Origin of the sequence: Streptomyces chartreusis (assembly GCF_008704715.1) — a bacterium.
Taxonomy (GTDB): Bacteria; Actinomycetota; Actinomycetes; order Streptomycetales; family Streptomycetaceae; genus Streptomyces; species Streptomyces chartreusis.
This window is the reverse complement of sequence record NZ_CP023689.1, coordinates 7315733-7331335: the sequence shown is the minus strand read 5'-3', so window position 1 is coordinate 7331335 and position 15603 is coordinate 7315733. Positions and strand designations below refer to the sequence as shown.

The 15603-nt window shown below is 72.1% G+C and carries 10 protein-coding genes; 7 read left to right on the top strand and 3 right to left on the bottom strand.

Translation table 11 applies throughout. The features are described from left to right. Positions 1–87 precede the first annotated feature (87 nt). The 3 genes from CP983_RS32255 to CP983_RS32245 form a co-directional block, all read right to left on the bottom strand. On the bottom strand, positions 88–1548 hold the full coding sequence (locus CP983_RS32255) for a glutamate synthase subunit beta (protein WP_107907091.1): 1461 nt from the start codon (positions 1546–1548) through the stop codon (positions 88–90). Next, positions 1541–6139 (bottom strand): glutamate synthase large subunit, encoded by a 4599-nt coding sequence (gene gltB / locus CP983_RS32250; RefSeq protein WP_150507011.1) that lies wholly within the window; start codon positions 6137–6139, stop codon positions 1541–1543. Before gltB ends, CP983_RS32255 begins: the two co-directional genes overlap by 8 nt. Positions 6140–6511: 372 nt before the next feature. Further along, positions 6512–7243, bottom strand: a complete 732-nt coding sequence (locus CP983_RS32245; RefSeq protein WP_107907089.1) for a VIT1/CCC1 transporter family protein — start codon at positions 7241–7243, stop codon at positions 6512–6514. A 272-nt stretch (positions 7244–7515) separates the two neighbouring features. Between CP983_RS32245 and CP983_RS32240 the strand changes: the two genes are divergently transcribed. The 7 genes from CP983_RS32240 to CP983_RS32210 are packed head-to-tail and all read left to right on the top strand — an operon-like array spanning position 7516 to position 15564. Next, positions 7516–8583: an ADP-ribosylglycohydrolase family protein gene (locus CP983_RS32240; RefSeq protein ID WP_150503502.1), complete on the top strand. Its 1068-nt coding sequence runs from the start codon at positions 7516–7518 to the stop codon at positions 8581–8583. After that, positions 8580–10040, top strand: a complete 1461-nt coding sequence (locus tag CP983_RS32235) for an ADP-ribosylglycohydrolase family protein (RefSeq protein ID WP_150503500.1) — start codon at positions 8580–8582, stop codon at positions 10038–10040. Before CP983_RS32240 ends, CP983_RS32235 begins: the two co-directional genes overlap by 4 nt. Positions 10041–10048: 8 nt before the next feature. Continuing rightward, on the top strand, positions 10049–11224 hold the full coding sequence (locus tag CP983_RS32230; protein ID WP_150503498.1) for an ADP-ribosylglycohydrolase family protein: 1176 nt from the start codon (positions 10049–10051) through the stop codon (positions 11222–11224). After that, on the top strand, positions 11212–12606 hold the full coding sequence (locus CP983_RS32225) for an ADP-ribosylglycohydrolase family protein (RefSeq protein WP_150503496.1): 1395 nt from the start codon (positions 11212–11214) through the stop codon (positions 12604–12606). Before CP983_RS32230 ends, CP983_RS32225 begins: the two co-directional genes overlap by 13 nt. Further along, positions 12603–13496, top strand: a complete 894-nt coding sequence (rbsK, locus tag CP983_RS32220; RefSeq protein WP_150503494.1) for a ribokinase — start codon at positions 12603–12605, stop codon at positions 13494–13496. The genes CP983_RS32225 and rbsK overlap by 4 nt, the downstream gene beginning before the upstream one ends. Beyond that, a complete protein-coding gene (locus CP983_RS32215; protein ID WP_150503492.1) occupies positions 13493–14713 on the top strand; it encodes a CaiB/BaiF CoA transferase family protein in 1221 nt (406 codons plus the stop codon). Before rbsK ends, CP983_RS32215 begins: the two co-directional genes overlap by 4 nt. After that, the gene (locus CP983_RS32210) at positions 14710–15564 is read left to right on the top strand and encodes an HpcH/HpaI aldolase/citrate lyase family protein (protein WP_125528927.1); all 855 of its coding nucleotides are present in this window, start codon (positions 14710–14712) and stop codon (positions 15562–15564) included. The genes CP983_RS32215 and CP983_RS32210 overlap by 4 nt, the downstream gene beginning before the upstream one ends. Positions 15565–15603 lie beyond the last annotated feature (39 nt).

Genomic DNA, 15603 nt, shown 5'->3' with positions numbered 1-15603 from the left:
CGGCGCCCACCCATTCGTCCGGTCGGGGACAAGAGGCAGGCGCCGTCAGTGTTCCGTACGCCGTTGTACGGGACGTTTTGGTGGCCGTCAGACCATCAGCGAGCGGTCCGTCGGCTTGATCGGGGCCGGCAGGTCGCTGGCGCCGGTCAGGAAGCGGTCGCAGCCGCGGGCGGCCGAGCGGCCCTCCGCGATGGCCCACACGATCAGCGACTGACCGCGGCCCGCGTCACCGGCGACGAACACGCCCGGGACGTTGGTCTGGAAGTCGGCGTCGCGAGCGATGTTACCGCGCTCGTCCAGGTCCAGGCCGAACTGCTCGACCACGCCGTTCTCCCGGTCGGTGCCGGTGAAGCCCATGGCGAGGGTCACCAGCTGGGCCGGGATCTTGCGCTCGGTGCCCGGCTTCGGGGTCAGCTTGCCGTCGATGAACTCCACCTCGGTGAGGTGCAGCCACTGGACGTTGCCGTCCTCGTCGCCCTCGAAGTGGGTGGTGGAGACGGAGTAGACCCGCTCGCCGCCCTCCTCGTGCGCCGAGGTGACCTTGTAGAGCATCGGGAAGGTCGGCCACGGCTGGTGCGGGGCACGGTCCTCGCCCGGCCGGGGCATGATCTCCAGCTGCGTGACGGAGGCAGCGCCCTGGCGGTGGGCGGTGCCCACGCAGTCGGCGCCGGTGTCGCCGCCGCCGATGACGACGACGTGCTTGCCCTCGGCCGAGATCGGAGAGGTGACGTAGTCGCCCTCCTGGACCTTGTTGGCCAGCGGCAGGTATTCCATCGCCTGGTAGACGCCCTTGAGCTCCCGCCCGGGGACGGGGAGGTCACGGGCGGTGGTGGCGCCGGCGGCGATGACGACGGCGTCGTACCGCTTCTTGAGGTCGGTCGCCTTGAGGTCGCGGCCGATTTCGATGCCGGTACGGAAGCGGGTGCCCTCCGCGCGCATCTGCTCGATACGGCGGTTGATGTGCCGCTTCTCCATCTTGAACTCGGGGATGCCGTAGCGGAGCAGGCCGCCGATGCGGTCGGCGCGCTCGTAGACGGCGACGGTGTGGCCGGCCCGGGTCAGCTGCTGGGCGGCGGCCAGGCCCGCCGGGCCCGAGCCGATGACGGCGACGGTCTTGCCGGACAGGCGCTCGGGGGCCTGCGGTGCGACGTCACCGCTGTCCCACGCCTTGTCGATGATGGAGACCTCGACGTTCTTGATGGTGACGGCCGGCTGGTTGATGCCGAGCACGCATGCCGACTCGCAGGGAGCGGGGCAGAGGCGACCGGTGAACTCCGGGAAGTTGTTGGTCGCGTGCAGCCGCTCGCTGGCGGCGGCCCAGTCCTCGCGGTAGGCGTAGTCGTTCCACTCGGGGATGAGGTTCCCGAGCGGACAGCCGTTGTGGCAGAACGGGATGCCGCAGTCCATGCAGCGGCTGGCCTGCTTGCTGATGATCGGCAGCAGGGAGCCGGGGACGTAGACCTCGTTCCAGTCCTTCAGACGCACGTCTACCGGGCGGGACTTGGCGACCTCGCGGCCGTGGTTCAGAAAGCCCTTCGGGTCAGCCATTGATCGCCGCCTCCATCATCTTCTCGGTGATCTCGGACTCGGAGAGTCCCGCCTGCTCGGCGGCGTCCTTGGCGGCGAGCACTGCCTTGTACGTGCTGGGGATGATCTTGCTGAAGCGCTCGACGGCGGTGTCCCACTCGGCCAGGAGCTTCTCGGCGACCGTGGAGCCGGTCTCCTCCTGGTGGCGGCGCACGACGTCGTGCAGCCACTGCTTGTCGGTGTCGTCGAGGGTCTCGACGGCGCTCACGTTGCCGGCGTTGACGTTGTCGCGGTCGAGGTCGATGACGTAGGCGATGCCGCCGGACATGCCGGCCGCGAAGTTACGGCCCGTCTCGCCCAGGACCACCGCGTGGCCACCGGTCATGTACTCGCAGCCGTGGTCGCCCACGCCCTCGGAGACGACCGTCGCGCCGGAGTTGCGGACGCAGAACCGCTCGCCGGTGCGGCCGCGCAGGAACAGCTCGCCGCCGGTCGCGCCGTAGGCGATGGTGTTGCCCGCGATCGTCGAGTACTCGGCGAGGTGGTCGGCGGCCCGGTCCGGGCGGACGATCACACGGCCGCCGGAGAGGCCCTTGCCGACGTAGTCGTTGGCGTCGCCTTCCAGGCGCAGCGTGACACCGCGCGGGAGGAAGGCGCCGAAGGACTGGCCCGCGCTGCCGGTGAAGGTGATGTCGATGGTGTCGTCGGGCAGACCGGCACCGCCGAACTTCTTCGTCACCTCGTGGCCGAGCATGGTGCCGACCGTGCGGTTGATGTTGCGGACCTTGATCTGCGCGCGCACCGGCTGGGCGTCGGTCGCGGAGTCCGCGGCCAGCGCGTCGGCGGCGAGCTTGATGAGCTCGTTGTCGAGCGCCTTCGCCAGGCCGTGGTCCTGCTCGATCAGCTGGTGGCGCACCGCGCCCTCGGGCAGCTCGGGCACGTGGAACAGCGGCTCCAGGTCCAGGCCCTGCGCCTTCCAGTGGTCGACGGCACGCGTGACGTCCAGCGTCTCGGCGTGGCCGACGGCCTCCTCGATGGTGCGGAAGCCCAGCTCGGCGAGGATCTCGCGGACCTCCTCGGCGATGAACTGGAAGAAGTTCACGACGTACTCGGCCTTGCCGGAGAACCGGTCGCGCAGCGTCGGGTTCTGGGTGGCGATGCCGACCGGGCAGGTGTCCAGGTGGCAGACGCGCATCATGATGCAGCCGGAGACGACGAGCGGCGCGGTCGCGAAACCGAACTCCTCGGCGCCGAGCAGCGCGGCGATGACGACGTCGCGGCCGGTCTTCAGCTGGCCGTCGGTCTGCACGACGATGCGGTCGCGCAGGCCGTTGAGCAGCAGGGTCTGCTGGGTCTCGGCGAGGCCGAGCTCCCAGGGGCCGCCCGCGTGCTTGAGCGAGGTGAGCGGGGAGGCACCCGTACCGCCGTCGTGGCCGGAGATGAGCACCACGTCCGCGTGTGCCTTGGAGACACCCGCGGCGACCGTGCCGACGCCGACCTCGGAGACCAGCTTGACGTGAATCCGCGCCTGCGGGTTCGCGTTCTTCAGGTCGTGGATCAGCTGGGCCAGGTCCTCGATGGAGTAGATGTCGTGGTGCGGCGGCGGGGAGATCAGGCCCACGCCCGGCGTCGAGTGACGCGTCTTCGCGACCCACGGGTAGACCTTGTGGCCGGGCAGCTGGCCGCCCTCGCCGGGCTTGGCGCCCTGGGCCATCTTGATCTGGATGTCGTCGGCGTTGACCAGGTACTCGGACGTGACACCGAAGCGGCCGGAGGCGACCTGCTTGATGCTGGACCGGCGCGCCGGGTCGTAGAGACGGTCCGGGTCCTCGCCGCCCTCACCGGTGTTGGACTTGCCGCCCAGCTGGTTCATGGCGATGGCGAGGGTCTCGTGCGCCTCCTTGGAGATGGAGCCGTACGACATGGCGCCGGTGGAGAAGCGCTTGACGATCTCGGAAGCGGGCTCGACCTCGTCGATGGAGATCGGCTGCCGGTCGGACTTGAAGCCGAACATGCCGCGCAGCGTCATCAGACGCTCGGACTGCTCGTTCACCCGGTCCGTGTACTTCTTGAAGATGTCGTAGCGGTTGGCCCGCGTGGAGTGCTGGAGGCGGAAGACCGTCTCCGGGTCGAACAGGTGCGGCTCGCCCTCGCGGCGCCACTGGTACTCGCCGCCGATCTCGAGGGCGCGGTGGGCCGGGGCGATGCCGCTCGCCGGGTACGCCTTCGCGTGCCGGGCGGCGACCTCCTTGGCGATGACGTCGATGCCGACGCCGCCGATCTTGGTGGCCGTGCCGTTGAAGTACTTCTCCACGAAGGCGTCGTCGAGACCGACGGCCTCGAAGACCTGGGCGCCGCGGTAGGAGGCGACGGTGGAGATGCCCATCTTGGACATGACCTTCAGAACGCCCTTGCCGAGGGCGTAGATCAGGTTGCGGATCGCCGTCTCGGCCTCGATGCCGGGCAGGAAGGTGCCGGCGCGGACCAGGTCCTCGACGGACTCCATCGCCAGGTACGGGTTGACCGCGGCGGCGCCGAAGCCGATGAGCAGCGCGACGTGGTGGACCTCGCGGACGTCGCCGGCCTCGACCAGCAGGCCCACGTGGGTGCGCTGCTTGGTGCGGATGAGGTGGTGGTGGACGGCCGCCGTGAGCAGCAGCGACGGGATCGGCGCGTGCTCGGCGTCGGAGTGGCGGTCCGACAGCACGATCAGCCGGGCGCCGTTCTCGATGGCGGCGTCGGCCTCGGCGCAGATCTCTTCTATGCGCGCGGCCAGCGTGTCGCCGCCGCCGTGCACCCGGTACAGGCCGGACAGGGTCGCGGCCTTGAAGCCGGGCATGTCGCCGTCGGCGTTGATGTGGATGAGCTTGGCCAGCTCGTCGTTGTCGATCACCGGGAACGGCAGGGTGACGCTGCGACAGGAGGCGGCCGTCGGGTCGAGCAGGTTGCCCTGCGGACCCAGCGAGGAGTTCAGCGAGGTGACGAGCTCCTCGCGGATGGCGTCCAGCGGCGGGTTGGTGACCTGCGCGAACAGCTGGGTGAAGTAGTCGAAGAGCAGACGCGGGCGCTCGCTGAGCGCGGCGATCGGCGAGTCGGTGCCCATCGAACCGATCGGCTCGGCACCGGCCTTGGCCATCGGGGCGACGATGACGCGCAGCTCCTCCTCGGTGTAACCGAAGGTCTGCTGGCGGCGGGTGACCGAGGCGTGGGTGTGCACGATGTGCTCACGCTCGGGCAGGTCGGAGAGCTCGATCTCGCCGGCCTCCAGCCACTCCGCGTAGGGCTGCTCGGCGGCGAGCTGGGCCTTGATCTCGTCGTCCTCGATGATGCGGTGCTCGGCGGTGTCCACGAGGAACATGCGGCCGGGCTGGAGGCGGCCCTTGCGGACGACCTTCGCGGGGTCGATGTCGAGGACGCCGACCTCGGAGCCGAGGACGACGAGGCCGTCGTCGGTGACCCAGTAGCGGCCGGGGCGCAGGCCGTTGCGGTCGAGCACGGCGCCGACCTGGGTGCCGTCGGTGAAGGTGACACAGGCCGGGCCGTCCCAGGGCTCCATCATCGTGGAGTGGAACTGGTAGAAGGCGCGCCGGGCCGGGTCCATGGAGTCGTGGTTCTCCCACGCCTCCGGGATCATCATCAGCACGGAGTGCGGCAGCGAACGGCCGCCCAGGTGCAGGAGTTCGAGCACCTCGTCGAAGGACGCGGAGTCGGAGGCGTCCGGGGTGCACACCGGGAAGATGCGCTCCAGCGCCTTGCCGTCGGATCCGAACAGGTCGGAGACGAGCTGCGACTCGCGGGCGCGCATCCAGTTGCGGTTGCCCTTGACGGTGTTGATCTCACCGTTGTGCGCGACGAAGCGGTACGGGTGCGCCAGCGGCCACGACGGGAACGTGTTCGTCGAGAAGCGCGAGTGGACGAGGGCGACGGCCGAGGCGAAGCGGCGGTCGGACAGGTCCGGGAAGAAGGGCTCCAGCTGGCCGGTGGTCAGCATGCCCTTGTAGACGATGGTGCGGGCCGACAGCGACGGGAAGTAGACACCGGCCTCGCGCTCGGCGCGCTTGCGCAGCACGAAGGCCTTGCGGTCGAGGGCGATGTCCTTCGACGAGCCGTCCGTGACGAAGACCTGCCGGAAGGCGGGCATCGTCGAGCGGGCCGTGGCACCGAGCAGTTCGGGGGCGACGGGAACCTCGCGCCAGCCGAGGACGGTCAGACCCTCCTCGGACGCGATCGTCTCGATCTGCGAGACGGCGTCCTGGGTCCCCTCCTCCGGCAGGAAGGCGATACCGACGGCGTACGCACCGGCCTCGGGAAGCTCGAATCCGGCCACCTCACGCAGGAAGGCGTCCGGCACCTGGGAAAGGATGCCCGCGCCGTCGCCCGAGTCGGGCTCGGAGCCCGTGGCGCCGCGGTGTTCGAGATTGCGCAGAACGGTGAGCGCCTGGTCGACCAGCGTGTGGCTCGCCTCACCGGTGAGGGTGGCCACGAAGCCGACGCCACAGGCGTCGTGCTCGTTGCGGGGGTCGTACATACCCTGCGCAGCAGGGCGAGCATCCATGAACGACCAGTTCTGGCCATTCGTGGAGTGCTGGGACGGCTGGCGCGGCGTACGCATCGGCTCTCCCGTCGTCGTCATCTGGCATATGCAAATTGCCGAGGGACGACGTTGGCCCTCTGCGTGAGTGCAAAATTTCGTGCAGGTTACATGATGGGGCGGTTCTCGGGAAGCGGGATAATCCGTTCCACCATGCGGACACCACGGGCTACGGCAAGGGTTCCGCGCACATGGCTCGAAGTATGTGGGGACCGAGCGGGACAGGTCTATGTCCGACGGTCCAGGGGGGCGGAGGAGGCGTCGTCGCCGACCCCGCGAGTGCGCCCCAGGCGTCATTGCCCACAGCGCTTACGGCTCATGCCCGGTGGTCACGCATCCGAAACCAGCGAGTAACGGCTACTTATGCGGCCCAACGCATAAGTTCCAGCCGAGCTATCCTACGGCCGTTCCGAACAAACTGCCCAGGGCGTACGTCACACCGGCCGCGGCACCACCCAGGGCGAGCTGCCGCAGACCGCTGTACCACCAGCTGCGTGCCGTCACCTTGGCCACGACCGCACCGCAGAGGAAGAGGCCGAGAAGCGCCAGCAGCAGGGCCGGCCACAGAGTGGTCGCACCGAGCAGATACGGCAGCACGGGCAGCAGGGCACCCAGCGCGAACGAGCCGAACGACGACACGGCCGCGACGAGCGGCGACGGCAGATCGCCGGGGTCGATGCCGAGCTCCTCGCGGGCGTGTATCTCAAGGGCCAGCTCGGGATCGCGGGAGAGCTGCTCGGCGACGGCCTTCGCGAGCTCGGGCTCGACACCTCGGGCCTGATACAGCGCGGCGAGCTCGGCCTCCTCGTCCTTGGGGTGCTTGCGCAGCTCCCGGCGCTCGACGTCCAGCTCCGCCTCGACGAGCTCGCGCTGCGAGGCGACGGAGGTGTACTCGCCGGCGGCCATGGAGAAGGCACCGGCGGCGAGACCGGCGAGACCGCTCAGCACGATGGTCTGATGACTGACCGCACCACCCGCGACACCGGTCATCAGAGCGAGGTTGGAGACCAGGCCGTCCATCGCGCCGAAGACGGCGGGGCGCAGCCAGCCGCCGTTCACATCGCGGTGCGTGTGGTTGTCACGGTGCGCCTCGTGCAGCGCGGCCTCGGTTTCGATGATGGCCATGAAGGTGTCCCCCAGGTACTCAGGCAAGGCTGTCTTTAGACGCGTTCTACTCTTTGACAACGCCAAATCTACGCCGGGAAATTCCACCTCGCCAGCAAGGAAAGGCTCGTCTAACCTGCGGTTTTACCTAGAACGCTCATTCGTGTAAGGGTGCGCACAAATGTCGACCGGGTGACTCTGAGGCTTCCGAGGCTCAGGTCAACCGCCGACGGTGGGACACATCCGCAAAGGGCTCCGCGCCCTGGGTGGAGCCCCCGGAGGAGAGGCCGCGTATGGCATCGATCGCCTGCATCCCCTCGGTTCCGACGCCCGGGGACGCCGCCGAACTGCGCCGACGGGCGCGCGGCGCGCTGCTGGGCCTGGCGGTCGGCGACGCGCTCGGCGCTCCCGCGGAGAACATGAAGCCCTCGGAGATCCGGGCCCGCTGGGGCCGGGTGACGGGATTCGTCACCGACAACCCCTCGGGCACGGACGACACCGAGTACGCGATCTTCTCGGGACTCCTCCTGGCCCGGCACGGATCGGCCCTCACGCCGGCCCATGTGGAGGCGGCCTGGCACGAGTGGATCGCGGACCGGGCCGAGGGCCCCTTCCGGGGCGCGGGCTTCAGCGAGCGCGGCACGCTGGAGAACCTGCGCCGGGGTCTGGCCGCGCCCATCTCCGCCCAGCACCGGCATGCCTGGAGCGACGGTCTCGCGATGCGGGCGGCGCCTTTCGGCGTCTTCGCCGCCGGCCGCCCCGCCGAGGCGGCTCGCCTGGTCGCGATCGACGGCTCGGTCAGCCATGACGGCGAGGGCATCTACGGCGGCCAGGCGGTGGCGGCTGGGGTCGCCGCGGCGATGGCGGGGGCGCCGACGATCGCCGTGGTCGCCTCGGCCCTCGCCGTGGTCCCGGACGACTCCTGGACGGCCCGCTCCCTGCGCCGGGCGGTCGCGGTCGCCCACCGCGGCGAACGCGCGGTCCGCTCCGCCGTCGTGATCGGCGGCTACCCGTGGACCGACCTGGCCCCCGAGGCGGTCGCGCTCGCCTTCGGTGCGTACGCGGCGGCGGACGGCGACTTCGTCCAGGCGGTGCTGACGGCGGTGAACATGGGCCGCGACGCCGATACGACGGCGGCGGTGGCCGGGGCACTGGCGGGCGCGACCCAGGGCGAGTCGGCGATCCCCGCGGACTGGGCGGCGGCGATCGGCCCGGCCCGTGGCAGCTGCCTGCCGTCGATGGCCGGACACCACGTACTGGACGTGGCGGAACTCCTGGTCCCGGGCGAGGACAGAAAGTGGGTGACCGGCGGCCTCACACCGGCCGAGGCACCCTCCGCACGCGAAGGGGCCGCCCGATGACACCACCGACCCCATGGGACGAGGCGACCTCGACAACTCCCCCACCGGAAGCCGACCACGCCCTCCTGACCCACTCCCCGACCCCCACGGACACAGAGCCCGCACCACTGACGCCCCCGACCGACTCCCCCGACACCGGACCCGCCCCACTCCCGACCCCGAACGCCCCTGACGACACAGGCCCCACACTGCTCACGGCCCCGGGTGACCTGCGAACGCCCCCGCCCCACCCGCCCGCAGTCGCCGACGGCGAGCAGTCCCCACCACGGCCACCCGCACCCGACGACGAAAGCCGCACAGGCGGCGCGGGTGGAAAACAGCAGGCCGAAGGCGGAGCCGAGGCCGGGCAGCGTGTCCTCGGTCTCCTCCTCGGCCTCGCCGCAGGCGACGCCGCCGGCTGGCCCGCCGCCCGCCACCGTGCCGCCCGCATGCCGGAATGGACCCGCCGCCTCACCCGGGAACTCGACACCTTCGCCGAGCAGAACGCGACCACCACCCTCCCCGTGCCGATCGCCCTCAACCAGCCCCCCGAACCCCTCCGCCTCGGCCCCTCCGACGACGCGGAATGGGCGACCTTCGCCGCCGAAGCCGTACTGAGAGCCGGCGACGACACGGCCCTCGGCGACCTCAGCCGGGAACGCCGCACCCGAGCCGCCATCGACCTCACCTGGAACGCCGTCGCCAGCGAGGTGGCCGCCGCAGCCGACCGCGCCCCGGAGATCGAGTCGGCCATCCTCCCCCTGCGCGCCCGCATCTCCGTCCGCGCCGGCCTCGGCAACCTCGCCACCGGCCTGCGTCCACCCGCCACCGGCCACGACAACCCGCACTACTTCGACGACGCCGCCTGCATCCGCGCCTGCGTCCTCGCTGTGGCCCACCCCGGCGACCCCCACCGCGCCGCCGACCTCGCCGAGTTCGACGCCCGCTACACCCAGGACGGCGACGGAGTGCACGGCGCGAGGGCGATGGCGGCGGCCGTGTCCCTGGCCCTGACCGGCGCGAACACCACGGCCTGTGTGACAGCCGCGCTCGCCGAACTCCCCGAGGAGACGGAGATCGGCCGGAACGCCCGCCACGCCCTGCACCTCGCCCGGACCGCCGACAGCGCCTTCGCCCTGATCCCCCTCCTGGAACACCAGATCGTCGACCACGTCTACAGCTACGGCATCGCCGCCGCCGAGACGGTCCCGGTCGCCCTCGCCCTCACGGTCGCCTCCGACGGCCGTATCGCCGAGGCGGTACCCGCAGCCGCGTGCCTCTCCCGCGTCGCCGACTCCGCACCGGCCCTGGCCGGCGCGCTGACCGGCGCCCTGGGCGGCGGCGCGTCGATCCCCACGTCCTGGCGCGACACCTGCCGCACCCTCTCCGGCTGCGTGCTCCCCCGCCTCACCGGCACCGACCTGGTGGAACTCGCCGAACTCCTGGAAGCCACACAACCGGCCCGACCAGGAGGATGATTCGGGGCATGACGCCCAAAGCAGACGAAAGCAGTGGTCCGCGTCTCGACGAGCGGATCACCGGCGCCCTGGTCGGCGCGGCGGTCGGCGACGCCCTCGGCGGCCCGGTGGAGGGCTACTCCCCCGACCAGATCCTCGAGCGCCACGGCGGCCGGGTGCACGGCATCGTCGGCCCGTGGAACGGCGACGCCTGGCGTACGGCCCGCCCCATCGCTCCGTACCACAAGGGCGACGGGCACGTCACCGACGACACCTTGCTGACGCACGCGCTGGTCCGCGTCTACGGCTCCGTCCGCGACCACCTCGACGCGTACGCGGTCGCCGACCACCTGGTCCCGGACCTGATGACGAACCCGCGCTGGATCCCGGAGCTGGAGGCGGAGGCACTCCCCCTGCACCGCGTCTTCCTGGCCGAGAAGTGGCTCGTGGCCCGCATCCACTACGGCCATGTGGACCCGCGGGAGGCCGGCGTCGGCAACATCGTCAACTGCGGTGCGGCGATGTACATGGCCCCGGTCGGCCTGGTCAACGCGGCCGACCCGAGGGCGGCGTACACGGAGGCCCTGGACATCGCGGGCGCCCACCAGTCGTCGTACGGCCGTGAGGCGGCGGGCGTCTTCGCGGCGGCGGTGGCGGCGGCCTGCGCGCCGGGGGCGACACCGGACTCGGTGATCGAGGCCTGTCTGTCGCTGGCGAAGGACGGCACGCGGACGGCGATCGAGAAGGTCTGCGAAGTGGCGGGCGCCCACCAGGACTTCGAGTCGGCGCTGATCCCGCTGCGGGAGGCGATCGCCCCGTACGACACGGTCGGCCCCGACTACCGGCGGCCCTCCCTCGGCGCGCGGCGCCCCTCCCGTCTGCACGCCATCGAGGAAGTCCCCGTCGCCCTGGCCATGCTGCTGATCGCGGGCGGCGACCACCGCCGCTCGGTTCTGGGCGCCGTCAACTACGGCCGCGACTGCGACTCCATCGCCACGATGGCCGGCGCCCTCGCCGGCGCACTCGGCTCACCGGTCCCCGAGGACTGGTCGAAGGCGGTCGCGGAGGCCAGCCGACTGGACCTGTGGGAACCGCCCCGCACCCTGACCGAGGTCACGAGGGAGATCCACGCCCGGGACGTACGCCGGCGCCGCGCCCACGAGGCGGCGTTCGCGGCGCTGGAGGGCCGGCCGTGCTCCGACTGACCTGGGTCCAGCCGGAGGACCTGATCGGCCACGAGCTTCGGCAGGCCGCCCTGGACGGCCGGGAGCCGTCGAGGATCGCGGCGAGGTGGCGGGCGGCCGGCGGCCGGGAGGCGCCGTTGCGCGCGGGGGCGTCACCGGAGCCCACGTCGAGATATCTGCGCACCCTGGCGGAGGATCTGCTGGACGAACTGGCGGACCTGCCGAGCAGGCTGGCGGACCGGGAGCCCACCGACCTCGCGAGGATCAGGGCGAGCTGCCCGTCCTGGCCCGCACCGGCCGCCTCCCCGGCCGCTCCGGCCGTGTCCCGCTACGAGGCCGCCTGGCTCGGCCGGGCCGTCGGCTGTCTGCTCGGCAAGCCCGTCGAGAAGCTCCCCCTGGAAGGGATCCGTCTGCTCGCAGCGGCCACCGGCAACCGGCCCCTGAACTCGTACTTCACGGCGAAGGGAGTCCCCCCGGAACTGCTCGCGGCCCACCCCTGGAACCGCCGTTCCGCCCCCACCTCCCTCGCCGAGAACATCGACGGGATGCCCGAGGACGACGACCTCAACTACCCCCTGCTCGACCTGCTCCTGCTCCAGCGCCACGGCCGGGACTTCACCACCACCGACGTGGCCCGCCTCTGGCTGGACGAGCTCCCGGCCGGCCGCACCTTCACCGCCGAGCGCGTCGCGTACCGCAACCTCCTCCTCGGCATCGAGCCCCCGTACACGGCCCGCCACCGCAACCCCTTCCGCGAGTGGATCGGCGCCCTCATCCGCGCGGACGTCCACGGCTGGACCAACCCCGGCGACCCCGGTGCCGCCGCCGAACAGGCCCACCGCGACGCCACCCTCACGCACACCGCCAACGGCGTCTACGCGGCCATGTTCACCGCCGCGGTCGTCGCGCGGGCGGCGGTGGCCACCGCCCCGGACGACATCCACGCCTGTCTGCGCACCGGCCTCACGGTGGTCCCCCCGAGGTCCCGGCTGGCGGAGGCCGTGCGGCACGCCGTCCAACTGGCCCGTGTCCACGAGGACTTCGACACCGTCGTCGACGAACTCCACGCCACCCACGCGGACACCCACCACTGGGTCCACGCCGTCCCCAACACCGCCCTGATCGCCGCCGCCCTCACCCACGCGAACGGCGACTTCACCGGCTCCATCTGCCGAGCCGTCTCGGGAGGCTGGGACACCGACTCCAACGGCGCCACGGCGGGCAGCGTCGCCGCCCTCCTCGCCGGCGCCCCCGCCGCCCTCCCCGACCGCTGGACGACCCCCCTCAAGAACCGCCTCGCCACTTCCGTCGCCGACTTCAACGGCACCGGCTTCGACGCACTGGCCCGGCTCACCCACGACCTCACCCACCAGCACACCCCCCGGGAGGCACCTCGCCCATGACCGACATCGTCGTGCTCGGCAGCACGAACATGGACCTCGTCACCTACGTCGAGAAGGCCCCGCAGCGCGGCGAGACCGTGACGGGCCGGGACTTCCGCACGATCCCCGGCGGCAAGGGCGCCAACCAGGCCATCGCGGCGGCCCGCGCGGGCGGCCTGGTCTCGATGATCGGCGCGGTCGGCAACGACGCCTTCGGCACCCGCCTGCGCGCCAACCTCGAGCACTCCGGCGTGGACACCGACGACCTCCGCACGGCCGAGGGCGCCTCCGGCACCGCGCACATCGTCGTGGACGACGAGGGCGGCAACGCGATCGTCGTGATCCCCGGCGCGAACGGCACGCTGGACCACCTCAGCCCCGGCGACGAGGGCGTCATCGCCGCCGCCGGCACCCTGCTGCTCCAGCTGGAGATCCCGCTCCCCGCCGTCCTCGCCGGCGCCCAGGCGGCCCGCCGCCACGACGTCCGTACGATCCTCACCCCCTCCCCCGCCCGGTCCCTCCCGCGCGAACTCCTCGCCACGGTCGACCTGTTGGTGCCCAACGAGCACGAAGCCACCGCCCTCACCGGCCGCACCGACCCCCGCGAGGCGGCCACCGCGCTGCTGGACCAGGTCCCCGAGGTGGTCGTCACCCTCGGCGCCGCCGGCAGCCTCTACGTCACCCGCGGCGCCGAACCCCTGACCGTGCCCGCCCCGAAGGTCACCGCCGTCGACTCCACCGGCGCCGGCGACACCTTCGTCGGCGCGCTCGCGGTGGCGCTCGGCGAGGGGCGCCCCATGCCGGACGCCCTGAAGTGGGCGGCCGCGGCGGCCGCGCTGTCGGTCCAGCGGGAGGGCGCCTCGGTCGCGATGCCGTACCGCCCCGAGATCGAGGAGGCGTACGCGTCATGAGCGCCCCCGGCACCGAGACCCGCCCCCTTCCCGCCGCTCCCCTCACCGGCCTGCGCGTCCTCGACCTGGCGACCCTCTTCGCGGGCCCCCTCGCCGCCACGATGCTCGGCGACTACGGCGCGGAGGTCGTCAAGGTCGAGCACCCCGACCGGCCCGACCCCTCCCGCGGGCACGGCCCGTCGAAGGACGGCGTGGGCCTGTGGTGGAAGGTCCTCGGCCGCAACAAGCGCACGATCACCCTGAATCTGTCCAAGCCCGGCGGCCGGGCCACCCTGCTGCGTCTCGCCGCGACTGCGGACGTCGTCATCGAGAACTTCCGCCCCGGCACCCTGGAGAAGTGGGACCTCGGCTGGCCCGAGCTCTCCGCCGCCAACCCCCGCCTGATCCTCACCCGCGTCACCGGCTTCGGCCAGTTCGGGCCCTATGCCCACCGCCCCGGCTTCGGCACCCTCGCCGAGGCGATGAGCGGCTTCGCGGCCCTCACCGGCGAACCGGACGCGCCCCCGACGCTGCCGCCGTTCGGCCTGGCCGACTCGATCGCGGGCCTGGCGACGGCGTACGCGGTGATGACGGCCCTGGCAGCGCGCGAACGCACTGGCGAGGGCCAGGTCGTCGACATGGCGCTGATCGAGCCGATGCTGCTGGCCCTCGGCCCCCAGGCGACCTGGTTCGACCAGCTCGGCTACGTCCAGGAACGCACCGGCAACCGCTCCGCCAACAACGCCCCGCGCAACACCTACCGCACGGCGGACGGCAGCTGGGTCGCCGTCTCCACCTCCGCCCAGTCGATCGCCGAGCGCGTGATGCACCTGGTGGGACGGCCGGATCTGATCGACGAGCCGTGGTTCGCGACCGGCGCCGACCGGGCCCGGCACGCCGACGTACTCGACCGGGCCGTCGGCGGCTGGATCGCCCGCCACACCCGTGCCGACGTCCTGGCCGCCTTCGAGAAGGCGGAGGCGGCGGTGGCCCCGATCCAGGACGTACGCGATGTGATGACGGACCCGCAGTACGCGGCCCTGGACACCATCACCACCGTCGAGGACCCCGAACTCGGCCCGCTCCGCATGCAGAACGTCCTCTTCCGGCTCTCCGCCACGCCCGGCACGATCCGCTGGACCGGCCGCCCGCACGGCGCGGACACCGAGGAGATCCTCACCGGCCTGGGCCTGACCCCCGCCGACCTGGCGGCGCTGCGCGAGGAAGGCGCCCTGTGACCGTCCGGGCGAGGACCGCCGCCGCCTACCCCCTGACCTGGCTGTACGCCCCCGGCGACCGCCCGCGTGTGGTGGCCAAGGCTCTCCTGTCCGGTGCCGACGTCGTCATCGTCGACCTGGAGGACGCCGTCGCCCCGGACCGCAAGGACTACGCCAGGGCGGCCACGGCCGACCTGCTCGCGGACCCGGAGCACCCCGTCCCCGTCCATGTCCGGGTCAACGCCCTGGACACCCCTCCGGGGGTGAAGGACCTCTCGATCCTGGCCGCCCTGCCCGGCCTGGCCGCGCTGCGCCTGCCGAAGGTGACCTCCGCCGAGCAGATCATCCACCTCGCCCAGACCACCCCGCCCACCGCTCCGGGCACGACCCCGCTGCACGCCCTCCTGGAATCGGCCCTGGGCATCGAACGCGCCCACGCGATCGCCACCGCCCACCCCAGCCTGCGCGGCATCTCGCTGGGCGAGGCGGATCTACGGGCCGACCTGGGCGTACGCGGCGACGCGGGCCTCGACTGGTGCCGCTCGCGCGTCGTCGTGGCCGCCCGCGCGGCGGCCCTGCCACCGCCCTCGCAGTCGATCCACCCCGACATCCGCGACCTGGAGGGCCTGGCGGCCTCCTGCGCCCACGGCCGCACCCTCGGCTTCCTGGGCCGGGCGGCGATCCATCCCCGCCAGCTCCCGGTGATCGAGCGGGCCTACCTCCCCACTGAGGAGGAGCTGGAGCAGGCGGAGACGATCATCAAGGCGGCCACGACGGAACAGGGCGCGCAGGCCCTGAAGGACGGCACGTTCATCGACGCGGCGGTGGTGGCCGCGGCGCACCGCACCCTGGCGCTGGCCCGTCGACGCTGACCGGACACGACGGAGGGCGCCCGGAGAATGCGGGCGCCC